The organism is Paracoccus binzhouensis (genome assembly GCF_016446475.1).
Lineage (GTDB): Bacteria > Pseudomonadota > Alphaproteobacteria > Rhodobacterales > Rhodobacteraceae > Paracoccus > Paracoccus binzhouensis.
Genome location: NZ_JAEHFP010000065.1, coordinates 1 through 25,166 on the forward strand (window position 1 = coordinate 1; position 25,166 = coordinate 25,166).

Consider the following 25,166-nt stretch of genomic DNA (forward strand, 5'->3'; position numbering starts at 1 on the left):
TTGCGTGCCAAGGTCACCTCCCACGTAGAGATGATCTTGAATCACAGCCAGGCGCGCAGGGGAATCCTTTTTGTCAACACAACCTAGAGTCGTTGCGGGGGGACTGCGCGTCCCCCGTCCGCCGCTGGCGCGGCGGCCTCCCCCTGCGGGGTATTTCGGCAACGAAGAAGCAGATGATCGGCCAGCGCCGCAGCCAGGCGACGGTCGGTTTCATCCTCGGGGCCCTGGGCCCAAGGGCGGAAGCGCAGGCGGAAGGCAGCGAGACGTGCCGGGTCTTCTGGATAGCCGATGCGGGCCAGGCTTGCAGCCAGCGGCCGGTCCTCGCCCGCGGCGTCCGGCCAGAGCGCCAGTCCCTGCAAGGCCAGCCGCCGCCAGTCGAAGCGCGGGCCGGGATCGCTCTTGCGCCCCGGCGCCATGTCGGAATGCGCGATCACGCCCGCGGGGCCGATCGACCAGCGCGCCATGATACCGCGCAGCAGCACCTCCAGCGCCGCCATCTGCGGCTCGGGAAAGGGCCGGTCGCCGGGATTGGCCAGCTCGATGCCGATGCTGCGGGAATTGACGTCCTCGCGCCCTTGCCAGGACCCGGCGCCGGCATGCCAGGCGCGGCGGTCCTCGGGGACCAGCGGCTCGGTCCGGCCGTCCTCATGGATAAGCCAATGCGCGCTGACCTCGGCCTCGGGGTCGCAAAGCCGGGCGCGGGCCGAGGCGGCATCCGCCATGCCGGTGTAATGGATCACCACCAGCGACGGGACCTGCCCGCGCCGGTCGCCGTGATTGGGCGAAGGGCTCAAAGCCGCGGCTGGCGGAAGGGACGCGGTTCCCAGCCGCAGACAAAGCCGTCGCCGTCCGGATCCAGGCCGCGCGGGTCGATCACCGGCCCGCCCGCCGCGATGAAGGCGGTCTGCGCCGCATCGGCGCTGGCATAGCCGCGGCAGGCCCGCGCCGCCACCGATTCGGAGCCACCGCTGCGCTGATATTTCCGCGTGCCCGGCGCCTGCGCTTCCTGATGCGCATAGCGCACCAGGACCGGGGTCGAGCCGGGATAAGGGCCGGTTGTGGCGACCTGCGCATTGGCCGGAACCGCACTGGCGCGTACCGTCGTCGTTCCCGCCGGTTTCGCCGGCGCCCCGGCGATGTCGGTGGCGGTCGGCGCCTGCACCGGCAGCTGCACCGGGATCGGCGTCGGCACCGGACCCTTGCCATGCAGCGCCACCTCGCGCGCCTGCAGGTATTCGGCATAGCGCGAGCCATTGTGCATGGCGCTGTAATTCGGGTTCCAGCCCGTATTCTCGCCGCAGGCGGTCAGCGCCAGCAGCGGGGCAAGTCCCAGGATCGCCAGGTTCCGCATCGGTCTCTCCCGTTTGAAGCCGGTCACCACCAGCGCGAGGGTTTCGCCGTGAAGCCTGCCGCAGATTCGAGGGCCTGCGCAAGGTTCAACAGGTTGCCCTCGTCCCAGGGCCGGCCGATCAGCTGCATGCCCAGCGGCAGGCCCTGCCTGTCCAGCCCCACAGGCACCGAGATGCCCGGCAACCCGGCCAGATTCACCGTCACGGTGAAGACGTCGTTGAGATACATCTCGACCGGGTCCTTGCCCGCCATCTCGCCCAGGCCGAAGGCGGCGCTGGGGGTGGCCGGGGTCAGGATCGCGTCGATGCCCTCGGCATAGGCCTGGTCGAAATCGCGCTTGATCAGCGCGCGCACCTTGCGAGCGCGGTTGTAATAGGCGTCGTAGAAGCCCGCCGACAGCACATAGGTGCCGATCATCACCCGACGCTGCACCTCGGGGCCGAAACCTTCGGCGCGGGTCTTCTCATACATCTCGACCACGCCGTCGCCGGCACCCAGCTTCGCGCGGCGGCCATAGCGCACCCCGTCATAGCGCGCCAGGTTCGAGGACGCCTCGGCCGGGGCGATAACGTAATAGGCCGGAAGCGCATATTTTGTATGCGGCAGACTGATGTCTACAACTTCCGCCCCTGCATCGCGCAGCATCTCGGCCGCCTGGTGCCAGAGCGCGTCGATTTCCTCGGACATGCCCTCCATGCGGTATTCGCGCGGGATGCCGATCCGCTTGCCGCGGATATCGCCGGTCAGCGCCACCTCGTAATCCGGAACCGCGCGCTCGGCGCTGGTCGAATCCCTGGGATCGACCGAGGCCATGGCGCCCAGCATGATCGCCGCATCGCGCACCGATTTCGTCATCGGCCCGGCCTGGTCCAGCGAGCTGGCAAAGGCAATCACCCCCCAGCGGCTGACGCGGCCATAGGTCGGCTTCAGCCCCACCGTACCGGTGAAGGCGGCCGGCTGGCGGATCGAGCCGCCGGTATCGGTGCCGGTCGCGGCCAGGCACAGGTCCGCCGCCACCGCCGCCGCCGAACCGCCCGAGGAGCCGCCCGGCGTCAGCTGCCGGTCGTCCACCTTCCACGGGTTGACCGCCGGGCCATAGCAGGCGCTTTCGTTCGAGGAGCCCATGGCGAATTCGTCCATGCTGAGCTTGCCCAGCATGACCGCGCCGGCATCCCACAGGTTCTGCGTCACCGTCGATTCATATTGCGGCAGGAATCCGTCCAGGATCCGGCTGGCCGCCTGGGAAAGCACGTCCTTGGTGCAGAACAGGTCCTTGATGCCCAGCGGGATGCCGCACATGGCGGGCGCCTCGCCCCCCGCGATGCGGCTATCGGCGGCGGCAGCCATCTGCCGCGCGCGCTCTGGGGTGTTGTGGACAAAGGCGTTCAGCGCCCCGGCACCCTCGATGGCCGAAAGGCAGGCCTCGGTCAGCTCAAGGCTGGTGAAATCGCCTTTGCGCAGCCCGTCGCGGGCCGCGGCGATGGTCAGTCTGTTCAGATCGCTCATTCCACCACCTTCGGCACGGCAAAGAAGCCCTCGCGCGCATCGGGCGCGTTCTTCAGGATCAGCTCCTGCATCTCGCCATCGGTGACGATGTCCTGGCGCCGTTTCAGGCGCATCGGCTCGACGCCGGTCATCGGCTCGACGCCCTCGACATCGACCTCGTTCAGCTGCTCCATGAAATGCAGGATGCCGTTCAGCTCCTGCGCCAGCGCGGGCAGGTCGGCGTCCTTGACCGCAATCCGCGCCAGATGCGCGACCTTGCGGGCTTCGTCCTCGGTGATCGCCATGGGTGGCTCCTTTCGCTTGCGCCGGGTTTTACCGGGGCGGCCGGGGCGGGGCAAGCGCCCGCGCGGGCGGAACTTTACGGCAAAACTTTACGGCCGCCCGCCAGCTTGGCAGGATGCGGCCACGCAAGCACAAGGAGCCCTCCGATGAAACTGACCTGGCTTGGCCATTCCGGCTTCCGGCTGGAAATCGAACAGGCGGTGATCCTGATCGACCCCTGGCTGTCGGGCAACCCGATGTTCCCCGAGCAGAGCCGCGACGAGGCGATCCGGGGCGCCACCCATGTCCTGCTGACCCATGGCCATGGCGACCATACCGGCGACACCCTGTCCATCGCGCGCGAGCTGAAGATCCCGGTGGTCGGCATCTACGACCTGATCAACACCTGGCAGACGCATCAGGACATCGAGGGCGTGGGCTTCAACAAGGGCGGCACCGTCGATCTGGGTGGCGCCAAGGTGACGATGGTCAATGCCAGCCATTCCTCGTCCTTCGACGGCAACGAGGGGCCGGTCTATGCCGGCCACGAATCCGGCTACATGATCGCCGGCGAAGGCCATGTGATCTATGTCTCGGGCGATACCGACATCATGGCCGACATGGCCTGGATGGGCGAATACCACCAGCCCGATATCGGCATCCTCTGCGCCGGCGGGCATTTCACCATGGACATGGAGCGGGCGGCCTGGGCGGCGCGGAAATATTTCGACTTCAAGACCGTGATCCCCTGCCATTACAAGACCTTCCCGCTGCTGGCGCAGGATGCCGAACCGCTGAAGGCCGGCCTGCCCGGCGTTCAGGTGATCGAGCCCGAGGTGATGCGGCCGATCACGCTTTAGGGCCAGCGATAGGCGCTGGGTCCGGGCTGGGCGCGCGCCGCGGGCCGGGCCGGCGCGAAGATCTCGACCAGAAGCGGATGGCAGGCGGCGGCGTCGCTGGAATGCTCGCTGCCGCAATCGCCGCCCGGACAGGCGGACAGCCCGCCGATCAGGTCGATCTCGGCGAAGAACTCGATATGGTCGCCGGGCCGCACCGGGCTGGCCTTCATGAAATACTGCCCAGTGTCGCGAGTGAAGCCGGTGCACATGAAGACGTTCAGCACGTCATGCACCAGCGGCTCGGCTTCCTCGCGGGCAAGGCCAAGCTCGGCCATCAGCGCGTTGACCAGGTTCGAATGGCAGCAATGGTGATAGTCCTGCCCGTTCAGCAGGCGATGGGTATAGGGATCGCAGCGCGTGCCGATCACGTCATGGACCGAGCCGCCAAATTCGTCGATGCCATACCATTCCAGCGTGTCCTCGGTCACCGTGGCCATCGGGCGCAGATGCGGAAAGCTGGACCACATGCGGGCGCCGCGGGTCAGATGCGTGCCGTGCAGCGCCCGGGTCTTGCCGGAATAGAAGCGCTCGCGCGGATCGGCTGCGGACCACAGGTTGAGGTCGCCAACCTGCGGCCCCTCGACGCTGGTGATGCGGAAGAAATGCCCGGCCGGGACGTGGAAGCAGCGCGCCTCGCGCGGCGGCACCAGGCATTCGCCGGATTTGCGCGCCGTCAGACGGATGGCCTGCAACCCGGCCAGGTCGGGATCGGGAAGCGTGTGGTTCGGATAGCAGATGACCGGGCGGACGGCCCGGCGCTCGGCGGCGTCTTCGGGAATGGTTCGGATCATGCGCGGATGCTATGCGCGCGTCCCCCGCAGCGCAAGCGCGTGCTGCCATATGGGTATCGGGACGACAGAAAAGCCGGCGGGGCGGCGCATGCTTCTTTGTTGTCCAAATACCCAAAGACGAAAGCGCGGCCGTGAAGCCGCGCCGGAAGGCCCGCAATGGCAGGCAAAGGGCCGCGTTCAGGCAGCCTGGCGGATGTCGGCTTCCAGCGGCAGCGGATCGAAGCTGAAATAGCCATACATCTGCTCCAGCACCGCCAGGGCGGCGCGGTTCTCGGCCCTGGCCGGTTTCAGCACGGCCAGGCTGGCGGTCGGTTTCCGGGTTTCGGCTTGGGATTTCATCTTGGAATCTCCGGGTCGAATTGTGCTCTCCCCGTCCGTCAAGATAACGCCGCAGCGCAGAAAAATCCAGTTCTGCGACGCGGCGTAACCCGGCATGGCACGGCATAGCGGCCATGACCGCCCTGCAGATCAGACGATCCGGTCCACCATCATGTGCTTGATCGAGGCGATGGCCTTGGCCGGATTCAGCCCCTTGGGGCAGGTATTGGTGCAGTTCATGATCGTGTGGCAGCGATAGAGCTTGAACGGATCCTCGAGCGCGTCCAGACGCTCGCCCGTGGCCTCGTCGCGCGAATCGATGATCCAGCGATAGGCATGCAGCAGCGCCGCCGGACCCAGGTAGCGGTCGCCGTTCCACCAGTAGCTCGGGCAGGCGGTCGAGCAGCTGGCGCACATCACGCATTCATAGAGCCCGTCCAGCTTCTTGCGGTCCTCGATCGACTGGCGCCATTCCTTGTCGGGGGTCGGGGTCTCGGTGATCAGATAGGGCTGGACCGAGGCGTGCTGGGCGTAGAAATGCGTCAGGTCGGGAACCAGGTCCTTGACCACCGGCATGTGCGGCAGCGGATAGATGTTCACGTCCTTGCCCTTGACCTCGTCGATGCCGAAGATGCAGGCGAGGTGGTTGCCGCCGCCGATGTTCATCGCGCAGGAGCCGCAGATCCCCTCGCGGCACGACCTGCGAAAGGTCAGGGTCGGGTCGATCTCGTTCTTGATCTTGATCAGCGCGTCCAGAACCATCGGCCCGCATTTGTCCAGGTCGATGAAATAGGTGTCGATGCGCGGGTTTTCCCCGGCATCCGGATCCCAGCGATAGATGTTGAACCGACGGACGTTCTTGGCGCCCTCGGGTTTCGGCCAGGTCTTGCCGACCCGCATGCGGCTGTTCTTGGGAAGGGTGAGTTGGACCATTGGGTTACTCCTGGTGGTCAGAGCGCCGCCTTGCGGCGGGCCGTCATGCGGTGGGCTTGGACCGGGGGCGTCAGCGCGCCCCCCAGCCCGGTTGTTCGTAAAGCGGCCGGGTCGGCATCTGGCCCGAGCGGCGCTGCACGCATTCCTGGAAGACCTGCGACGGATCGCGGCCCATGACATAGTCGGACGAGAGGCCGACCTCGATGAAGCCACCCCGCACGCCGTCCGAGCCGATGCCGAAGCCGGCCCGGGTCCGGGGTCCGAGCGCATCGCGCGCGCTGTCGCGGCAGAGGCGCTCGGCCTGGTCGACGGGCAACGGCGCGCAGCCGGCCAGGCCCAGCAGCGCCGGGACCAGGGCGATCAGAACGCGCCGCGCCCCCCGCATCACGCCCGCTTGGCAGCCGCGGCGGCGCCGGCGATGCATTGCGAGGTCGCCGGCCGGCCGACGATGGCCGCGACCGCGCCGCTGGCATTGGTGCTGTCGGCGATGCCGGCCAGCTCGGCCGTGGTCGCGTTCTGCATCACGCAATCGGTATAGGGCGCGACATTGGCGCCGGGCAGGCGCCGGGCCATCTCGCGGTTCACGATCACCCGCGCCGAGGAGCGGATCGCCGCATCGGGCGCCGGCGCGGCGACCGGGGGAACCGGCCCCGGAGCGGGTGCCATGCCGGGATTCTGGACCACGCAGCCCGAAAGGGCCAGCGCGGCGGCGGTCAGGATCAGGGGAAGACGCATCAATAAACCCTCGCTTTGGGTGCGATCTTTTTCAGGTCGATCCCGCCTTCCTCTTGCGTGGTCAGAGGCTCGAGGTGCACGGGCCGATAGGCCAGTTTAACATCGTTGCCTTCGACCCAGGCAAGCGAGTGCTTGCGCCAGTTGGCATCATCCCGCTCGGGCCAGTCCTCATGGGCATGGGCGCCGCGGCTTTCCTTGCGCGCCTCGGCGCCGACGATGGTGGCCAGCGCGTTGGGCATCAGGTTGGTCAGTTCCAGCGATTCCATCAGGTCGCTGTTCCAGATCAGGCTGCGGTCGGTGACCTTGAGATCGTCCATCTTGGCGGCGATGCGCGTCATCTTCTCGACGCCCTCGGCCAGGGTCTTGTCGGTGCGGAACACCGCCGCATCGGCCTGCATGGTGCGCTGCATCTCCAGCCGCAGCTCGGCCGTCGGCACCGAGCCGTTGGCGTTACGGATACGGTCGAAGCGGTCCAGCGCCTTGTCCACCTGTTCCTTGTTGGTCGAGGGAATCGCCGCCTTGCGGTCGATCACCTGGCCGGCGCGGATCGCCGCGGCGCGGCCGAAGACCACCAGATCGATCAGCGAGTTCGAGCCCAGTCGGTTCGCGCCATGGACCGAGGCGCAGCCGGCCTCGCCCACCGCCATCAGGCCCGGGAAGACCGCATCGGGGTTCTCCTCGGTCGGGTTCAGCACCTCGCCCCAATAGTTGGTGGGGATGCCACCCATGTTGTAATGCACGGTCGGCAGGATCGGGATCGGCTCGCGCGTGACATCGACGCCGGCGAAGATCTTGGCCGATTCCGAGATGCCCGGCAGCCGTTCGGCCAGGCTTTCCGGCGGCAGGTGCATCAGGTTCAGATACATGTGATCCTTTTGCGGACCGACGCCGCGGCCCTCGCGGATCTCGATGGTGATGCAGCGGCTGACCACGTCGCGAGACGCCAGGTCCTTGTAGGTCGGGGCATAGCGTTCCATGAACCGCTCGCCTTCCGAGTTGGTCAGGTAGCCCCCCTCGCCGCGCGCGCCCTCGGTAATCAGGCAGCCCGAGCCGTAGATGCCGGTCGGATGGAACTGCACGAATTCCATGTCCTGAAGCGGCAGGCCCGCGCGCGCCACCATGCCGCCGCCGTCGCCGGTGCAGGTATGGGCGCTGGTCGCGCTGAAATAGGCCCGGCCATAGCCGCCGGTCGCCAGCACCACCATCTTGGCGTTGAAGACATGGATGGTGCCGTCGTCGAGCTTCCAGCACACCACGCCGGTGCAGGCGCCGTCGGTGATGATGAGATCGAGCGCGAAATATTCGATGAAGAACTCGGCCTTTTCCTTCAGCGACTGGCCATAAAGCGTGTGCAGGATGGCGTGGCCGGTGCGGTCGGCGGCGGCGCAGGTGCGCTGCACCGGCGGGCCCTCGCCGAATTCGGTCGTGTGGCCGCCGAAGGGGCGCTGGTAGATCTTGCCCTCTTCGGTGCGCGAGAAGGGCACGCCGTAATGCTCCAGCTCGTAGACGGCCTTCGGGGCCTCGCGGGCCAGGTATTCCATGGCGTCGGTATCGCCCAGCCAGTCAGAGCCCTTGACGGTGTCATACATGTGCCACTGCCAGTTGTCCGGGCCCATATTCGACAGCGAGGCGGCGATGCCGCCCTGCGCCGCGACGGTATGCGAGCGGGTCGGGAAAACCTTGGTCACGCAGGCGGTGCGCAGCCCCTGTTCGGCCATGCCCAGCGTCGCGCGCAGGCCCGCGCCGCCGGCTCCGACGACCACGACATCATATTCGTGCGTTTCGTATTTGTATGCAGCCATGGCGGAACCTCAGACGACGACGATCGCGCCAAGACCCATCCGGGCCAGCGCATAGACGGCGGCGGCGATCACCGCCCAGCCGAAGATGACGGAGAAGATGATGGCCGCCTTGCGCGTGCCACCCTGGAAATAGTCGTCGATCATGATCCGCGTGCCCTTGATGAAGTGGACCATGCCCACGATCACGAACAGCGCGGTGATGAGCGCCGGGAAGGGCCGGCCGAAATAGGCCAGGAACTGCTCGTGCGGCAAGCCGATGGCACGGGCCACGACGATCATGAACAGCGGCGTCAGCACGGTCAGCGCCACGGCGCTGACGGTCATGGCCCAATGGTGCTGGGTGCCTTCATGGGCCGAGCCCAGGCCTTCGGCGGCTTTGCGGGGGGTGATGTAACGCATGATCCCTGCCCTTTCCTCAGAACGCGAAGAAGATGATCAGCGTCAGCACGGCCAGCAGGACCGAACCGGCGATCAGCGCCTGGCTGGACCGCTCGGCCTGCCGGATCTCGAGCCCGTAGCCGGCGTCGTAGAACAGGTGGCGCAGCCCGGCCAGCAGGTGATACCACAGCGCCCACATCGAGCCGGTCAGGATGATGAAGCCCAGCCAGGACCGCACCACCCAGTCGGCGCAGGCGAAGGCGCCGGGCGAGGTCACGGCGGCAACCAGCCACCAGGCGATCAGCACGATCCCGGCGACCAGGGCGTGTCCGGTGATGCGGGTCATGATCGAGGTGATGGCGGCAAGGGGCAGGCGATAGACCTGCAGATGCGGTGACAGTGGCCGGTTGCCCCGGTTGACGTCAGCCATGATGCGCTCTCCTGCGTTCAGGCCCCGCACGCTACGGCTGGCGGCGAGGGCTGGCCGAAATTGGGTTTGCTTTTAGCCGTCTTGTTGCATCTGTCACGGGCGGAAGCCAGACCGAAGCCGGATATGCCGCAGATTTTCCGGTTTTGTGATCACGCAAACGCCGGCTGTGATCACGCATGTCCTGCTGCCAGCGGAAATGATGGCGGTATCAGGGCGGACTCGGGCGATTTGCCCGGGTAACCGAGGATTTCTGTCATGTTCCGCCCGGCCAGAACGCCGATTCGCCCGCCGCCGGGATGGGGTGCGCGGCCCGCTCATTTCGGCATCAAGGCCCAGTAATCCAGATCCAGCAGCACCTGCGGGACGTATTTGCCCTCGCCGGTCTTCAGGGCGTGATCACCGGCCGCGCCCTTGTGGGCGACCAGCCGCAGCCGGATCGCGCCGATGCCCGGCGCATGGGTGTCGGCCTTGTCCAGCACCTCGGACCAGGCGCGGATGGTGTCGCCGGCGAAGCAGGGATTGGCATGCGCCCCGCCGTTCAGCGCCACGATCATCTGCGCATTGGCCAGCCCATTGAAGCTGAGGGCGCGGGCCATGCTGATGACATGGCCGCCATAGATCAGCCGCCGGCCGTCCTCGCGCGCCGTCACGTCGAAATGCACCTTGGCGGTGTTCTGCCACAGCCGGGTGGCCAGCATGTGCTCGGCCTCCTCGACGGTGACGCCGTCGACATGGTCGATCACCTCGCCGATCTGGTAGTCGCCCCAGCGATGCGGCTCGCCCGCCAGGTCGAAATCGTATTGGGCGAAATCCATCCCCTCGGGCACCACCAGATCGCCGGGCGCCACCGCCTTCGCCAGCTCCGGCACCACCGGCTCGGGCGCCGGGGCCGAGGCGTCGCGCTTGCGCACCATGACCCAGCGCACATATTCCAACACCACCTCGTCAAGCTGGTTCAGCCCGCGCGTGCGCACCCAGACCACGCCGGACTTGCCGTTGGAGTTCTCGCGCAGCCCGATCACCTCGGATTCCGAGCGCAGCGTATCGCCGGGCCAGACCGGCTTCAGCCAGCGGCCCTCGGCATAGCCCAGGTTGGCGATGGCGTTCAGGCTGATATCCGGGACCGTCTTGCCGAAAACGACGTGAAAGGCGATCAGGTCGTCCATCGGGCTGCCCTCCAGTCCCGAGGCCGCCGCGAATTCGTCCGAGGAATAAAGCGCATGCCGCGCCGGATAGAGCGCATGGTAAAGCGCGCGCTCGCCCTCGGCCACGGTGCGGGGGACGGCGTGGCGGATCACCTGGCCGACGCGGTAATCCTCGAAGAAGCGGCCCGGATTGGTCTTGCTCATCATGGTCCCTTACTGTTGGCCCAGTTTCATCTCGGGGTGGTAATCGGCCTCGATCTGCTTGGTGACGGCCTGGGCGCAGCGCATCACGCCGCGCGCCGCGTCGAAGGCATAGGCCGGGGCGCCATGCAGTTCCCAGCCTTTCGACAGCGCCTCGCTGACCTTGTGGCAGAAGGCCGAGGTGTCGTCCTCGGTCAGCAGGCGATAGATCTTCGGCATGTCAGCCTCCAAACGGGTTATAGCCCAGCCAGGCGTGGATCAGCCCCACGACCAGCATGACGATAATGGCGCCGACCGCCGCCATCGCCTCCTTGCGGGCCGGGAACGGGCCGGCGGGCGGGGTCCAGCGCGGCTCGGCGCGGTTGATGACCGCCATCTCGACCAGCGCCCAGAGCAGCAGCCCACCGAACAGCACGAAGCTGGGCAGATCGCCGTTCGGCAGCAGATGCGCAAAGGCCCAAAGCGCGAAGCCGGTCAGCTGGGGATGGCGCAGGTGGCGGGTGATGCGGGTCTTCATGCCGTCGGCGGCGAACAGGTAGAAGGCCGCCAGCACCAGCAGGTTGTTGACGCCCTTGAGCGGCGCCGAGGCGCCCCACCAATAGGGCCCGTCGGTCATGCGATAGCCGACCACCATCAGCACCACCGACAGAAGCAGCAGCCCGGCGACACCGCCACGGCCCAGACGGGCCCGGGCTTGCGGCGCAAGGCGCTTGAGCAGATGCGCCCCCCACCACAGGGCAAGGCCAAGGATCAGGATCAACATCTGGCTATTCCTTTCCGCTGGATGTTAATGGCCCTTACTTTGCCATCACCCCGCCAGCTCGGCAATCGCCGCCGCCTTGGCCAATGTGGCCCGCGCCGTCTCGACATGCAGGTTCTCGACGATCCTGCCATCCACCACCGCGACGCCCCTGCCCTGGGCGCTGGCCTCGTCGAAGGCCTCGATCTGGCGGCGGGCCAGCTCGACCTCCGAGGCCGAGGGCGCGAAAACCTCGTTGGCGATGGCCAGCTGCGCCGGGTGGATCAAGGTCTTGCCGTCGAAACCCATGTCGCGGCCCTGCTCGCATTCGGCGCGCAGGCCATCCTCGTCCTTGAAGGCGTTGAAGACGCCGTCGACGATCACCCGGCCATGCGCCCGCGCCGCCAGCAGGCACAGGCCCAGCCCGGCCATCATCGGCAGCCGGTCGGCGCGGAAGCGGCTGTTCAGTTCCTTGGCCAGGTCGTTGGTGCCCATGACCATGCCCTGCAGGCGCGGATGCGCGGCGATCTCGGCAGCGTTGAGCATCCCGGCCGCCGTCTCCATCATCGCCCAGAGCGGCGTGTCGGGCACCAGCGCCGCCACCCGGTCCAGATCGGCAGGGCGGCTGACCTTGGGCACCAGCACCGCATCGGCGCCGGTGGCAAAGGCGCGGGCATCGCCCTCGCCCCATTCGGTGTCCAGCCCGTTGATGCGCACGATTCGCGCCCGGCCGCCGTAATCGGCCTGCAGCGCGCGGGCCAGCAGCTCACGCGCTGCGGGCTTTTCCGAGGGCGCCACCGCATCCTCGAGATCGAAGATGATCGCATCGGCCGCCAGCGTCTGGGCCTTTTCCATGGCCCGCGGATTGGCGGCCGGAATGTAGAGGACGGAGCGGTAGGGACGGGTCATCGGGGCCTCGCGTAATAATCTTGCGCGAAACTGCCCGGAAACGATCCGAATCGCAAGCACTCATTTGCCGCGCTGCGGCATCAGATCCCGTCCCAGATCAGCTTGGCCGAAACCAGCATCAGCGCCCAGGTGATGAAGGTGTAGAAGATGCGCGGCGACATGCGCCTGACCAGCCAAAGCCCGGCCAGCACCCCCAGCACGCCGGGCAGCATCAGCGCCGCGGCCACCGCCAGGTTATGCGCCGAAAGCTGGCCCAGCATGGCATAGGGAATCAGCTTCACCGCATTGCAGATGGCGAAGAAGATGGTGGTGGTCCCGGCATAGGTCATCGGCGACATGCGTAGCGGCTGGGCATAGACCTGATAGGGCGCCGCCCCGGAATGCGACACGAAGCTGGTATAGCCCGAGACCACGCCCCAAAGGCTGCCCGCCCCCCAGCGCGGCAGCCGCGGCCGGCCATCAACCGGCGCCCGCAGCAAGGCGTTCAGCGCGAAGGCCAGGCCGATCACCCCGACGACCAGCCCGACCTGCGCATCGTTGACATGATGCGCGGTGGCCCAGCCCAGCCCGATGCCGGTGATCGCCCCCGGCACCACGGTCCGCAGCACCCGGGCGTCGAAATCGCGCCGGAAGGCGATGAGCCCGCCGATATCCGAGACGATATAGACCGGCAGCAGGATGCCGGCCGCCTGCACCGGCGACATGACCAGCGCCAGCAGCGGCACCGAGATGGTGCCGACCATGGACAGCCCTCCCTTGGCCAGCCCGATGGAAAAGGCGGCGATCACCGCCAGCACCCAGCCCAGCATGTCCATGCGCGCGCTCCTTCCGGCTTTGCGCGCCAGCAGTAAGCCAGGGCGGGCGGCTCTGCAACGCAGGAGGGGACCGGCCTGTTAGCGCTTGACATCGGCCGATTTCGTCCCCTGCCCCGCAGGCAAGGCTTGCGATTCCCATCCCAAGGGACTAGGCCACCGCCCGAACCATCATGGAAATCGGAGGTTACCATGGCCCGACCCAAGATCGCACTCATCGGCGCGGGGCAGATCGGCGGCACGCTGGCGCATCTGGCCGCGATGAAGGAACTGGGCGACGTCGTCCTGTTCGACATCGCCGAGGGCACCCCTCAGGGCAAGGCGCTGGACATTGCGGAATCGGGCCCGTCCGAGGGCTTCGACGCCGTGCTGAAAGGCACCAACGACTATGCCGACATCGCGGGCGCCGATGTCTGCATCGTCACCGCCGGGGTGCCGCGCAAGCCGGGCATGAGCCGCGACGACCTGCTGGGCATCAACCTCAAGGTGATGAAATCCGTGGGCGAAGGCATCAGGCAGCACGCCCCGAACGCCTTCGTGATCTGCATCACCAACCCGCTGGACGCGATGGTCTGGGCGCTGCGCCAGTTCTCGGGCCTGCCGCATGAGAAGGTCGTCGGCATGGCCGGCGTGCTCGATTCGGCGCGCTTCCGCCACTTCCTGTCGCTGGAATTCGGCGTCTCGATGCGCGACGTGACCGCTTTCGTGCTGGGCGGCCATGGCGACACCATGGTGCCGCTGGCCCGCTATTCGACCGTCGCCGGCATCCCGCTGCCCGACCTGGTCAAGATGGGCTGGACCACGCAGGAGAAGCTGGACGCCATCGTGCAGCGCACCCGCGACGGCGGCGCCGAGATCGTCGGCCTGCTGAAGACCGGCTCGGCCTTCTATGCCCCCGCCACCTCGGCCATCGAGATGGCGGAAGCCTATCTCAAGGACCAGAAGCGTGTGCTGCCCTGCGCGGCCTATGTGGACGGCGCCTATGGGCTGAACGGGCTTTATGTCGGGGTGCCGACCGTGATCGGCGCCAAGGGCATCGAGAAGGTCATCGACATCGCCCTGAACAAGGACGAGCAGGCCATGTTCGACAAGTCGGTCGACGCGGTGAAGGGCCTGGTCGCCGCCTGCAAGGGCATCGACGCCAGCCTGGCCTGAGCCATACTGACGTCACCGGAACGGAAAACCCCGCGGGTCGCGCCCGCGGGGTTCTTTCTTGCCCTGACGGCCTCAGACGAAGACGAAGTCCGAGGCGTTCAGTTCCCCCGCCTGCACCCCGTTCAGGGTGATCGAAGTGCCGCCGAAGCGGACCACGGCATTGCCGCCCGACTGGCTGATGTCCAGATCGTCGAAGCTGTCGTAGCGCTGGCCCTGCCAGTTGCCCGAGACGATGCGGATCCGGTCCAGCCCGTCCTGCCAGTCGGTGATCCGGTCGGCGCCGTTGCCGACCGCGAAGACGAAGGCATCCGCCCCGAGGCCGCCGGCCATGAAATCATTGCCGGCACCGCCGGTCACCACGTCATTGCCGACACCGCCGAAAAGCGTGTCGCTGCCAGCCCCGCCCTGCAGCAGATCGTTGCCCACCAGGCCGTCCAGCCGGTCATGGCCATTACCGCCGTTCAGCCGGTTGTTCAGGCCATTGCCGATCAACCGGTCGCCGTAATTCGAGCCGTTCAGCGCCTCGATCCCCAGCAGCAGGTCGCTGCCCTGGCCGCCGCCGATCGCCTGCGCCGTGGTCAGCCGCAGGTCGACGCGAACGCCGCCTGTGGCATTGCCGTAGCCGGCGGTATCGTAGCCGGCACCACCGTCCAGCCGGTCATTGCCGGTCCCGCCGTTCAGCAGGTCGTTGCCGATTCCGCCGGACAGCCGGTCGTGCCCGAGGAGCCCGGCGAGCACGTCGTTACCGGCAGCGCCGTTCAGCACGTTAGCCGCGGCACTGCCGGTGATCGCATCGGCGAAGCGCGAGCCGTTGACGTTCTCGATATTGGCCAGGGTGTCGGTGCCCTGCCCGCCGCCGATGACCTGGGCCGAGGTCAGCGACAGGTTCACCCGCACGCCGCCGCGGGCCGCGCCATAGCCGACCAGGTCGATGCCGGCGCCACCGTCCAGTTCGTCATTGCCGGCCTCGCCGAACAGCGTGTCACTGCCGGCCCCGGCATCGACATAATCGCTGCCGGCATAGCCGACGAAGATGTCGTTGCCGTCCTGCAGATAGATCGTGTCATAGCTGACGGTCTGGCGGATGCCGCTGATGTTGAACACGTCGTTTCCGCCGGTGCCCGCGATGTCGTAGATCGAGAAGTCCAGCGTCTCGGTGCCGATCACGTTGGCCGCGGTCAGGGCCAGCCGGGCCACGGTCACGTCCCCGGTCAGCCGGATCCGGTCGGCGCCGGCGCCGCCATCATAGACGTCCTGCCCGAAATCGGTGCCGCTGATATAGAAGATGTCGTCGCCGGTGCCGCCGATCAGCCGGTCATTGCCGGTTCCGCCGGTCAGGTAGTCATTGCCAGCACCGCCGTTCAGCGTATCCGCACCGGCGCCGCCATCGACCTCGTCGCTGCCGGAATAGCCGACGAAGCTGTCGTTGCCGTCGTGCAGATAGATCCAGTCATAGCTCACCGTGTAGGTGATGCCGCTGATGTTGAAGACGTCGTTGCCGCCGGTGCCCTGGATGTCGTAGATCGCGAAATCCAGCGTCTCGGTGCCGATCACATTGGCACTGGTCAATTGCAGACGCGAGACGGTGATATCGCCGGTCATCCGGATCCGGTCCGCGCCTTCGCCGCCGTCATAGACATCGTGCCCGAAATCGGTGCCGCCGATATAGAAAGTATCGTCGCCCGATCCACCGATCAGCCGGTCATTGCCGCCGCCGCCGGTCAGGTAGTCGCTGCCGGCGCCGCCATTCAGCGTATCCGCACCCGAACCGCCATCGACCTCGTCGCTGCCGGCATAGCCGACGAAGCTGTCGTTGCCGTCCGACAGATAGATCCAGTCATAGCTGACGGTATAGGTGATGCCGCTGATGTTGAAGACATCGTTTCCGCCGGTGCCCTGGATGTCGTAGATCGAGAAATCCAGCGTCTCGGTGCTGATCACGTTGGCACTGGTCAACTGCAGGCTGGCCACGGTCACATCCCCGGTCAGCCGGATGCGGTCCGCGCCTTCGCCGCCGTCATAGACATCGTGCCCGAAATCGGTGCCGCCGATATAGAAGGTATCGTCGCCCGATCCACCGATCAGCCGGTCATTGCCGCCGCCGCCGGTCAGGTAGTCGCTGCCGGCGCCGCCATTCAGCGTATCCGCACCCGAGCCGCCATCAACCTCGTCGCTGCCGGCATAGCCGACGAAGCTGTCGTTGCCGTCATAGAGATAGATCCAGTCATAGCTCACCGTATAGGTGACGCCGCTGATGTCGAAGACATCGTTCCCGCCGGTGCCGCGGATATCGTAGATCGAGAAGTCCAGCGTCTCGGTGCTGGTCAGGTAGCTGCTGTTCAAGAGCAGACTGGAGACGGTGACATCGCCGCTCAGCCGGATGCGGTCGGCACCGTCGCCGCCGTCAAAGACGTCGCGACCGAATTCGGTGCCGCCGATATAGAAGGTGTCGTCGCCCGAGCCGCCGCGCATCGTGTCGTTGCCGCCGCCGCCGGTGAGGGAGTCATTGCCGCCGAGCGCGTTGATGACATCGGCATCGCCAGTACCCACAAGGGTATCCGAGCCGTCAGTTCCGTTAATGGTCGCCATGACAAGTCTCTCGTTCAATCAAAAAAAGGAATAGTGCAGGAAATACCGCCCATCCCGCCCCCTTTGTCAAAGGAAAATGCCCTGTCCAGGCCGGGTTTCGGCAGGCTTTGGCGCAAGCCACGGGAATCGCTTGGCGCGCGCCTGCTTGGCAACCTGCCGAGGGTCGCTGTCGCTGTTGGTGGCCTTCCCCAGGGGTTTTGTGATCGCAGCATCAAGGGCTGTGATCACAAAATCGCAAAACCGCGCAATTTTACGCAATCCGCCGCGCATAGTGCTTTAGAGCCAGGGGCGGATATGGCACAAGCCCGCCAACCGATAACTGCGGGGAAGCACCATGAACATCCATGAATACCAGGCCAAGGCGCTGCTGCGCCAATACGGCGCGCCGGTCTCTGACGGGCGGGTGGTGATGAAGGCCGACGAGGCCAAGACGGCGGCGGGGGAACTCGACGGGCCGCTTTGGGTCGTCAAGGCGCAGATCCATGCCGGCGGCCGTGGCAAGGGTCACTTCAAGGAGAAGGAAGCCGGCGAGAAGGGCGGCGTGCGGCTGGCGAAATCCGTCGCCGAGGCCGAGGAGCTGACCCGGCAGATGCTGGGCCGCACCCTGGTCACCCACCAGACGGGCGAGACCGGCAAGCAGGTCAACCGCATCTATATCGAGGACGGCAGCGACATCGAGCGCGAGCTTTACCTGGCGCTGCTGGTCGACCGCGGCACCTCGCGCATCAGCTTCGTCGCCTCGACCGAGGGCGGCATGGACATCGAGGAGGTCGCTGCCTCGACCCCGGAGAAGATCGTCAGCTTCAGCGTCGATCCGGCCTCGGGCCTGTCGGATTTCCACGGCCGCCGCGTGGCCTTCGCCCTGGGACTGAAGGGCCCGCAGGTCAAGCAATGCGTCCAGCTGGTCAAGAACCTGTATCGCATGTTCATCGAGAAGGACATGGAGATGCTGGAGATCAACCCGCTGATCGTGATGAAGGACGGCAACCTCAAATGCCTCGACGCGAAGATGGGCTTCGACAACAACGCCCTTTATCGCCAGCCCGACGTGCTGGCGCTGCGCGACGAGACCGAGGAAGACCCGAAGGAACTGGCGGCCTCGAAATTCGACCTGAACTACATCGCGCTGGACGGCGAGATCGGCTGCATGGTGAACGGCGCGGGCCTGGCCATGGCGACCATGGACATCATCAAGCTGTTCGGCGCAGAGCCCGCGAACTTCCTTGACGTCGGCGGCGGCGCCACCAAGGAAAAGGTCACCGAGGCGTTCAAGATCATCACCTCGGACCCGAACGTGAAGGGCATCCTGGTCAACATCTTCGGCGGCATCATGCGCTGCGACATCATCGCGGAAGGCATCATCGCCGCGGTGAAGGAAGTCGGGCTGCAGGTTCCGCTGGTCGTGCGGCTGGAAGGCACCAATGTCGAGCTGGGCAAGCAGATCATCCGCGACTCGGGGCTGAACGTGATCCCGGCGGACGACCTGTCGGATGCGGCACAGAAGATCGTCAAGGCGGTGAAGGGCTGATGCGCGGGCTCGCGGCCGCAGCGTTCTGTCTGGCGATCCTTTCGGGCTGCACCCAGCCCGAGGGGCTGCCGGGCGACACGAAATCACTGCCCTCTGTCGTGCCGGCCGAGCGGAAAGCTCAGTTCGACATGACCGAGGAGCTGCAGGTCGCGACCAGGGCGTGCATTGCCAGCGAAATCTCCGGGCCGGCATCTCTGCAGGCACTGCGTGGGCAAGGCTATACCGCCATCCGCGTCGGCAGCGGCGTGGCCTATGCCAAATCCGCCCCGAAGGCCAAAATGCTTGAGTTTTTCAAGGAGGTCCGGGTCAACGACCGTTCCGTGAAAAGCCCTTGCACGATTCAGGTCAATCGGGTCTCGGGCTATTCCAGCTTTTCGGCCGTGACGGGTGCGCTTCTGGCAGATGGGTTCAAGCAGATTCCCAGGCAGGAAACCGGCACTGTCTACGCCAAGGGTGACGTTCAGCTGATGCTCTCGGGCAGCACTCCCCCCTACACCGGTTTCACCGACATCGAAATATATCGCCTGAATAAGGCAACGGAGGCCCGGTAGCCGATCCGCTTCTGCCTGCCTGCGCAGGAAAAGCAGCAAAGCCGCAACCGGACATCCGCAACATCATAACTGGAGGAAGCCACCATGGCCGTTCTCGTCAACAAAGACACCAAAGTCATCTGCCAGGGCATCACCGGCTCGCAAGGCACGTTCCACACCGAACAGGCGATCGCCTACGGCACCAAGATGGTCGGCGGCGTGACGCCCGGCAAGGGCGGCAGCGAACACCTGGGCCTGCCCGTGTTCAACAGCGTCCACGAGGCCGTGGCCAAGACCGGCGCCAATGCGACCGCGATCTATGTCCCGCCGCCCTTCGCGGCCGATTCGATCCTGGAAGCCATCGACGCCGAGATCCCGCTGATCGTCGCCATCACCGAGGGCATTCCGGTGCTCGACATGATGAAGGTCAAGCGCGCGCTGCAAGGCTCGAAATCGCTGCTGATCGGACCGAACTGCCCCGGCATCATGACGCCCGACGAATGCAAGATCGGCATCATGCCGGGCAGCATCTTCAAGCGCGGCTCGGTCGGCGTCGTGTCGCGTTCCGGCACGCTGACCTATGAGGCGGTGAAGCAGACTTCGGACGTGGGCCTGGGCCAGTCCTCGGCCGTCGGCATCGGCGGCGACCCGATCAAGGGCATGGAGCATATCGACGTGCTGCGCATGTTCCTGGACGACCCCGAGACCGAGTCGATCATCATGATCGGCGAGATCGGCGGCTCGGCCGAGGAGGAGGCCGCCGAGTTCCTGGCCGAGCAGAAGCGCAAGGGCAAGTGGAAGCCGACCGCCGGCTTCATCGCCGGCCGCACCGCGCCGAAGGGCCGCCGCATGGGTCATGCCGGCGCCATCGTCTCGGGCGGCAAGGGCGACGCGGAATCGAAGATCGAGGCGATGAAATCGGCCGGGATCGTCGTCGCCGACAGCCCGGCGGGCCTGGGCGAGGCGGTGCTGAAAGCGCTCGGCCGGTGACGTCCTTGCAAGCTTTTTGACTTAGGCGCGGCCCCTGCCTACCTTCAGGGGGCCGCGCCAGACCTTACCAGCAGGTGCCAGATTGGACGTCCGCCGTCGCCAGATCGTCGCCAGACCCGCCGGGGCAGTGCCTTGTCCTGGCCGCGGGCGACCTGCCGGTCAGCCACCGCGAGGGTCGCGATGAACGCCCGTCCCGCCGCGCCCGCGACCGATGCGTCCCTGGCTCACACCCAGGCCCGGGACTGGGCGCTTTGCGTCGCCACCTACAATCGCGGCGACATCCTGCGCCGCTGCGTCCGCCACGCCCTGGCCTCGGACATGCCGCCGGCCGAGATCGTCATCGTCGATGCCAGCACCGACTGGCAGGCGAACCGCGCCGGGGTCGAGGCGGTGATCGCCGAGGCGGGCGGCTGCCCGCTGCGCTATGCGCCGGCGCAGCGCCGCTCGCTGACCGTCCAGCGCAACCAGGCCGTCGCCATGGCGCAGGCCGACATCCTGTTTCTCATCGACGACGACGCGCTGCTGCATCCCGGCTGCGCCGGGCGGATCATGGGGCATTACCGTGCCGATCCGCAGGGCCGCATCGTCGCCATCTCGGCCTGCAACACCCCCGCGGAGCAGGATCCGGCGGGCGGCGGCGCGCTCAAGCAGATCAACCGGGCCGGGGCGCTGGTCTCGGGCCGGCCGGCGGCGCTGCAGCGCGGCATCGACCTTGTGCTTCGCCACCTGCTGATGATCCCCGCCGACCAGCGCTTCCTGGGCTATGACCGGCCCGAGCGACGCTATCGCGGCGACCGGACCCTGCCGGCGGACCTGGTCGAGGTGGATTTCATCGTCGGCTTCGCCCTGACCGTCCGCCGCGCCATCGCCCTGCGCGAGCCCTTCGACGAGGGGCTGGTCGGCAGCGCCATCGCCGAGGACCTGGACGCCAGCTATCGCTTCGGCCGCCACGGGGTCCTGGCCCTGGCCGCCGATGCGGCGATCCTGCACCTGGAAGCCGCCGCCGGCCGCGGCCAGCGCCGGGTGAACACGGCGCTGGCGCTGCTCAACATCGCCTATTTCGTCCGCCGCCGGTCCGAGCGGCAGGGCCGCGACGTCACCCGCTATGTGCTGTGGTATCTGCGCATGACGCTGGCCGAGCTGCCCAAGGACATTTCCGGCGGGCGCTGGCGCCTGCCGCAGTTTCGCGGCGCCCTGCTGGCGGGGCGCCACCTGCCCGCCCTGCTGCTCCAGCCGCGCGCCAGCCTGCCCGAATGGTATCAGCACCAACAGACACGGCTCATGGCCGGCGCGCCGCGCGGCCCTGGCCACAACCATGCGACCGCCCCTGATCATGGCGTGAACGGATAGAATTTCCCGGAGGCAATCCAATGAACGATCAATCCCCCAACGCGGCCTTCCACGATTCAAGTTTCCTGCAAGGCCATAACGCCGCCTATGTCGAGCAGCTCTACGGCCAATGGGCCCAGGACCCGGCGGCGGTCGATCAGGCCTGGGACGCCTTCTTCCGCAGCCTCGGCGACGAAGAGGCGGTGGTCACGCGCGAGGCCAAGGGTGCCAGCTGGCGCCGGGCCGACTGGCCGCCGGTCCCCTCGGACGACAACACCGCGGCGCTGACCGGCGAATGGCCGATGCTGCCCAAGGCCGAGGCCAAGGCGGCGCTGGACAAGATCGCCGCCAAGGCCGGCGAAAAGGGCGTCAGCCTGACCGACGAGCAGCTCAAGCGCGCGGTGCTGGACAGCATCCGCGCCATCATGCTGATCCGCGCCTTCCGCATCCGCGGCCACCTGCATGCCGACCTGGACCCGCTGGGGATGCGCGACGTCCCCGACCATGGCGAGCTGAAGCCCGAGACCTACGGCTTCACCGAGGCCGACCTGGACCGGCCGATCTTCATCGACAACGTCCTGGGCCTGCAGATCGCCACGATCCGCCAGATCGTCGACCTGATGAAGCGCACCTATTGCGGCACCTTCGCGCTGCAGTTCATGCACATCTCGGACCCCGAGCAGGCCGCCTGGCTGAAGGAGCGGATCGAGGGTTACGGCAAGGAGATCGCCTTCACCCGAGAAGGCCGCCGCGCCATCCTGAACAAGCTGGTCGAGGCCGAGGGCTTCGAGAAGTTCCTGCATGTCAAGTACATGGGCACCAAGCGCTTCGGCCTTGACGGCGGCGAGGCGCTGATCCCGGCCATGGAGCAGATCATCAAGCGCGGCGGCGCGCTTGGCGTCAAGGACGTGGTGATCGGCATGCCGCACCGCGGCCGGCTGTCGGTTCTGGCCAACGTGCTGAACAAGCCCTATCGCGCCATCTTCCACGAGTTCCAGGGCGGCAGCTACAAGCCCGAGGACGTGGACGGCTCGGGCGACGTGAAATACCACCTTGGCGCCAGCTCGGACCGCACCTTCGACGACAATACCGTGCATCTGTCGCTGACCGCGAACCCCAGCCACCTGGAAGCGGTGAACCCGGTGGTGCTGGGCAAGGTCCGCGCCAAGCAGGACCAGCTTTCCGACCAGACGCATCGCACCGCGGTGCTGCCGATCCTGCTGCATGGCGACGCGGCCTTTGCCGGCCAGGGCATCGTCGCGGAATGCTTCCAGCTTTCCGGCATCAAGGGCCACCGCACCGGCGGCTGCATCCATATCGTGGTGAACAACCAGATCGGCTTCACCACCGCGCCGCATTTCAGCCGCACCTCGCCCTATCCGACCGACATCGCGCTGATGGTCGAGGCGCCGATCTTCCACGTCAACGGCGACGACCCCGAGGCGGTGGTGCATGCCGCCCGCGTCGCGACCGAGTTCCGGCAGAAGTTCCACAAGGACGTGGTCATCGACATCTTCTGCTATCGCCGCTTCGGTCACAACGAGGGCGACGAGCCCATGTTCACCAACCCGGCGATGTACAAGGCGATCAAGGGCCACAAGACCACGCTGCAGCTCTACACCGACCGGCTGGTCGCCGACGGCCTCGTGCCCGAGGGCGAGATCGAGGAGATGAAGGCCGCCTTCCAGGCGCATCTGAACGAGGAATTCGAGGTCGGCAAGAACTTCAAGCCGAACAAGGCCGACTGGCTGGACGGCAAGTGGTCGGGCCTGGCCGCGGAATCCGAGGAATACGCCCCCGGCCAGACCGGCATCGCCCCCGAGACCCTGGCCGAGATCGGCACCGCCCTGACCCGGGTGCCGGAGGGTTTCGACCTGCACCGCACCGTCGGCCGGCTGCTGGATTCGAAGAAGCAGATGTTCGAGACCGGCAAGGGCTTCGACTGGGCGACCGGCGAGGCGCTGGCCTTCGGCTCGCTGCTGCTGGAAGGCCATCCGGTGCGGCTGTCGGGCCAGGATTCGACCCGCGGCACCTTCTCGCAGCGCCATTCCGCCTTCATCGACCAGGCCACCGAGGAACGCTTCTACCCGCTGAACCACATCCGCGGCGGGCAGGCGCGCTACGAGGTGACCGACTCGATGCTGTCGGAATATGCGGTGCTCGGCTTCGAATACGGCTATTCGCTGGCCGAGCCCAACACCCTGACCCTGTGGGAAGCCCAGTTCGGCGACTTCGCCAACGGCGCGCAGATCATGTTCGACCAGTTCATCAACTCGGGCGAGAAGAAATGGCTGCGCATGTCGGGCCTGGTGGTGCTGATGCCGCATGGCTATGAAGGCCAGGGCCCCGAGCACAGCTCGGCCCGGCTGGAGCGCTGGCTGCAGATGTGCGCCGAGGACAACTGGATCGTGGCGAACTGCACCACGCCGGCGAACTATTTCCACATCCTGCGCCGGCAGCTGAAGCGGCCGTTCCGCAAGCCGCTGATCCTGATGACGCCGAAATCGCTGCTGCGCCATCCGCTGGCGATCTCGACGGCCGAGGACTTCACCACCGGCTCGAGCTTCCACCGCGTGCTGTGGGACGATGCCGAACGCGGCAGTTCGCAGCTGGCGCTGAAGCCCGACAATGAGATCCGCCGCGTGGTGATCTGCTCGGGCAAGGTCTATTACGACCTGCTGCAGGCCCGCGACGCGGCCGGGGCCGACGATGTCTACCTGATGCGCCTGGAACAGTTCTACCCCTTCCCCGCCCAGGCGATGTCGAAGGAACTGGAGCGCTTCAAGGATGCCGAGATCGTCTGGTGCCAGGAGGAGCCCAAGAACATGGGCGGCTGGACCTTCGTCGAGCCGAACATCGAATGGGTGCTGTCGCGCATCGGTGCCAGGCACGGCCGCGCCCGCTATGTCGGCCGCACCGCCGCCGCCTCGCCGGCGACCGGCCTCGCCTCGCGCCACAAGGCCGAGCAGGAGGCGCTGGTGACCGAAGCCATCACGATCGGTGCCTGAGATGGCCGTGGAACTGCGCGTCCCCACGCTGGGGGAATCGGTATCCGAGGCGACCGTGGCCACCTGGTTCAAGAAGCCGGGCGACCGCGTCGCGGTGGATGAAATGCTGTGCGAGCTGGAAACCGACAAGGTGACGGTCGAGGTGCCCTCGCCCGTCGCCGGCAAGCTGGCCGAGATCGTCGCCCCCGAGGGCGCGGTGGTCGCGCCCAATGCGCTGCTCGCGCAGATCATGGAAGAGGGCGATGCGGGCCCCGAGGAAATGTTGCCCAAGGCAGATGCGGGCACGAAAGCCCAGGAAGGACAGAAGAAGATGAGCGGAAAACCCGTCGACGTGATGGTGCCCACCCTGGGCGAAAGCGTGACCGAAGCCACGGTCGCCACCTGGTTCAAGAAGGTCGGCGATGCCGTCGCCCAGGACGAGATGCTGTGCGAGCTGGAAACCGACAAGGTCTCGGTCGAGGTTCCAGCCCCCGCCGCCGGCGTGCTGGCCGAGATCCTTGCGCCCGAAGGCGCGACGGTCGATGCCAGCGCCCGGCTGGCCATCATCACCGAAGGCGCCGCCGGTGCCGCCGCGGCGCCCAAGGCCGACGCCCCGGCCGCTGCCGCGGCCGCCGTGGAATCGCCCGGCGCCGGCCCGGAGACGCCGAAAGAGCGCAAGGATGTCGAGGACGCGCCCGCGGCCAAGAAGGCCATGGCCGAGGCCGGGATTTCCCGCGATGCCGTCACCGGCACCGGCCGCGACGGCCGGGTGATGAAGGAGGACGTGGCCCGCGCGGCCGCAGCGCCCGCCGCCGCCTCGCCCACCCCGGCCCCTGCCCAGGCACCGCG

At 67.0% G+C, this 25,166-nt stretch carries 26 protein-coding genes; 8 read left to right on the forward strand and 18 right to left on the reverse strand.

What is annotated here, in order from left to right:
- Positions 1–83: 83 nt before the first annotated feature.
- From I9P22_RS14825 to gatC, 4 genes are read right to left on the reverse strand one after another with little or no spacing between them, the layout of a single operon-like run.
- Positions 84–794: an N-acetylmuramoyl-L-alanine amidase gene (locus I9P22_RS14825; RefSeq protein WP_199260265.1), complete on the reverse strand. Its 711-nt coding sequence runs from the start codon at positions 792–794 to the stop codon at positions 84–86.
- Complete coding sequence (locus tag I9P22_RS14830) at positions 791–1,351, reverse strand: hypothetical protein (protein WP_199260266.1); 561 nt, start codon at positions 1,349–1,351, stop codon at positions 791–793. The genes I9P22_RS14825 and I9P22_RS14830 overlap by 4 nt, the downstream gene beginning before the upstream one ends.
- Positions 1,352–1,374: 23 nt before the next feature.
- Positions 1,375–2,856: an Asp-tRNA(Asn)/Glu-tRNA(Gln) amidotransferase subunit GatA gene (gene gatA / locus I9P22_RS14835; RefSeq protein ID WP_199260267.1), complete on the reverse strand. Its 1,482-nt coding sequence runs from the start codon at positions 2,854–2,856 to the stop codon at positions 1,375–1,377.
- On the reverse strand, positions 2,853–3,140 hold the full coding sequence (gatC, locus tag I9P22_RS14840; protein WP_199260268.1) for an Asp-tRNA(Asn)/Glu-tRNA(Gln) amidotransferase subunit GatC: 288 nt from the start codon (positions 3,138–3,140) through the stop codon (positions 2,853–2,855). Before gatC ends, gatA begins: the two co-directional genes overlap by 4 nt.
- A 144-nt stretch (positions 3,141–3,284) precedes the next feature.
- Between gatC and I9P22_RS14845 the strand changes: the two genes are divergently transcribed.
- Positions 3,285–3,977 (forward strand): metal-dependent hydrolase, encoded by a 693-nt coding sequence (locus tag I9P22_RS14845; RefSeq protein ID WP_199260269.1) that lies wholly within the window; start codon positions 3,285–3,287, stop codon positions 3,975–3,977.
- On the opposite strand, the gene I9P22_RS14850 is transcribed toward I9P22_RS14845, so the two are convergent.
- From I9P22_RS14850 to I9P22_RS14910, 13 genes are all read right to left on the reverse strand, one after another.
- Positions 3,974–4,807: an urea carboxylase-associated family protein gene (locus I9P22_RS14850; protein ID WP_199260270.1), complete on the reverse strand. Its 834-nt coding sequence runs from the start codon at positions 4,805–4,807 to the stop codon at positions 3,974–3,976. The two genes, I9P22_RS14845 and I9P22_RS14850, sit on opposite strands and share 4 nt — an antisense overlap.
- A 177-nt stretch (positions 4,808–4,984) precedes the next feature.
- Positions 4,985–5,146, reverse strand: a complete 162-nt coding sequence (locus tag I9P22_RS14855; protein WP_199260271.1) for a hypothetical protein — start codon at positions 5,144–5,146, stop codon at positions 4,985–4,987.
- A 129-nt stretch (positions 5,147–5,275) separates the two neighbouring features.
- On the reverse strand, positions 5,276–6,058 hold the full coding sequence (locus tag I9P22_RS14860; protein WP_199260272.1) for a succinate dehydrogenase iron-sulfur subunit: 783 nt from the start codon (positions 6,056–6,058) through the stop codon (positions 5,276–5,278).
- Positions 6,059–6,128: 70 nt separating this feature from the next.
- Positions 6,129–6,443, reverse strand: coding sequence for a hypothetical protein (locus I9P22_RS14865; RefSeq protein WP_199260273.1), 315 nt, complete (start codon positions 6,441–6,443; stop codon positions 6,129–6,131).
- Positions 6,443–6,793, reverse strand: coding sequence for a hypothetical protein (locus tag I9P22_RS14870; protein WP_199260274.1), 351 nt, complete (start codon positions 6,791–6,793; stop codon positions 6,443–6,445). The genes I9P22_RS14865 and I9P22_RS14870 overlap by 1 nt, the downstream gene beginning before the upstream one ends.
- Positions 6,793–8,595 (reverse strand): succinate dehydrogenase flavoprotein subunit, encoded by a 1,803-nt coding sequence (gene sdhA / locus I9P22_RS14875; RefSeq protein ID WP_199260275.1) that lies wholly within the window; start codon positions 8,593–8,595, stop codon positions 6,793–6,795. Before sdhA ends, I9P22_RS14870 begins: the two co-directional genes overlap by 1 nt.
- A gap of 9 nt (positions 8,596–8,604) precedes the next feature.
- Positions 8,605–8,994 (reverse strand): succinate dehydrogenase, hydrophobic membrane anchor protein, encoded by a 390-nt coding sequence (sdhD, locus tag I9P22_RS14880; protein ID WP_019352759.1) that lies wholly within the window; start codon positions 8,992–8,994, stop codon positions 8,605–8,607.
- A 16-nt stretch (positions 8,995–9,010) separates the two neighbouring features.
- Positions 9,011–9,403 carry a succinate dehydrogenase, cytochrome b556 subunit gene (sdhC, locus tag I9P22_RS14885; RefSeq protein WP_199260276.1) on the reverse strand — a complete coding sequence of 131 codons (393 nt, stop codon included), beginning with the start codon at positions 9,401–9,403 and terminating at the stop codon, positions 9,011–9,013.
- 314 nt (positions 9,404–9,717) lie between these two features.
- Entirely contained in the window at positions 9,718–10,752 is a 1,035-nt protein-coding gene (locus tag I9P22_RS14890) for a MaoC family dehydratase (protein WP_199260278.1), read from the reverse strand.
- A 9-nt stretch (positions 10,753–10,761) separates the two neighbouring features.
- Complete coding sequence (locus I9P22_RS14895; protein WP_199260280.1) at positions 10,762–10,968, reverse strand: DUF1737 domain-containing protein; 207 nt, start codon at positions 10,966–10,968, stop codon at positions 10,762–10,764.
- A 1-nt stretch (position 10,969) separates the two neighbouring features.
- Positions 10,970–11,512: an NnrU family protein gene (locus I9P22_RS14900; RefSeq protein WP_199260282.1), complete on the reverse strand. Its 543-nt coding sequence runs from the start codon at positions 11,510–11,512 to the stop codon at positions 10,970–10,972.
- Positions 11,513–11,557: 45 nt separating this feature from the next.
- On the reverse strand, positions 11,558–12,397 hold the full coding sequence (locus tag I9P22_RS14905) for an HpcH/HpaI aldolase/citrate lyase family protein (protein WP_199260284.1): 840 nt from the start codon (positions 12,395–12,397) through the stop codon (positions 11,558–11,560).
- Positions 12,398–12,477: 80 nt separating this feature from the next.
- Positions 12,478–13,212: a sulfite exporter TauE/SafE family protein gene (locus I9P22_RS14910; protein WP_199260286.1), complete on the reverse strand. Its 735-nt coding sequence runs from the start codon at positions 13,210–13,212 to the stop codon at positions 12,478–12,480.
- Between the two features lie 189 nt (positions 13,213–13,401).
- Here I9P22_RS14910 and mdh point away from each other — a divergent pair, with 189 nt between their 5' ends.
- Positions 13,402–14,364, forward strand: a complete 963-nt coding sequence (gene mdh / locus I9P22_RS14915; RefSeq protein WP_199260288.1) for a malate dehydrogenase — start codon at positions 13,402–13,404, stop codon at positions 14,362–14,364.
- Between the two features lie 72 nt (positions 14,365–14,436).
- Here the strand turns inward: mdh and I9P22_RS14920 are convergent, their stop codons facing one another.
- A complete protein-coding gene (locus I9P22_RS14920) occupies positions 14,437–16,953 on the reverse strand; it encodes a beta strand repeat-containing protein (protein ID WP_199260290.1) in 2,517 nt (838 codons plus the stop codon).
- 334 nt (positions 16,954–17,287) lie between these two features.
- Here I9P22_RS14920 and sucC point away from each other — a divergent pair, with 334 nt between their 5' ends.
- From sucC to I9P22_RS14950, 6 genes are all read left to right on the forward strand, one after another.
- Positions 17,288–18,481, forward strand: coding sequence for an ADP-forming succinate--CoA ligase subunit beta (gene sucC, locus I9P22_RS14925; protein ID WP_199260292.1), 1,194 nt, complete (start codon positions 17,288–17,290; stop codon positions 18,479–18,481).
- Complete coding sequence (locus tag I9P22_RS14930; RefSeq protein WP_199260294.1) at positions 18,481–19,032, forward strand: hypothetical protein; 552 nt, start codon at positions 18,481–18,483, stop codon at positions 19,030–19,032. Before sucC ends, I9P22_RS14930 begins: the two co-directional genes overlap by 1 nt.
- An 84-nt stretch (positions 19,033–19,116) precedes the next feature.
- Positions 19,117–20,001, forward strand: coding sequence for a succinate--CoA ligase subunit alpha (sucD, locus tag I9P22_RS14935; RefSeq protein ID WP_074968625.1), 885 nt, complete (start codon positions 19,117–19,119; stop codon positions 19,999–20,001).
- Positions 20,002–20,181: 180 nt separating this feature from the next.
- Positions 20,182–21,351: a glycosyltransferase family 2 protein gene (locus tag I9P22_RS14940; protein ID WP_199260296.1), complete on the forward strand. Its 1,170-nt coding sequence runs from the start codon at positions 20,182–20,184 to the stop codon at positions 21,349–21,351.
- 20 nt (positions 21,352–21,371) lie between these two features.
- Complete coding sequence (locus I9P22_RS14945; protein ID WP_199260298.1) at positions 21,372–24,338, forward strand: 2-oxoglutarate dehydrogenase E1 component; 2,967 nt, start codon at positions 21,372–21,374, stop codon at positions 24,336–24,338.
- Position 24,339: 1 nt separating this feature from the next.
- Positions 24,340–25,166 (forward strand): biotin/lipoyl-containing protein (locus tag I9P22_RS14950; protein WP_199260299.1); only part of this gene is annotated, 827 nt, incomplete at its 3' end.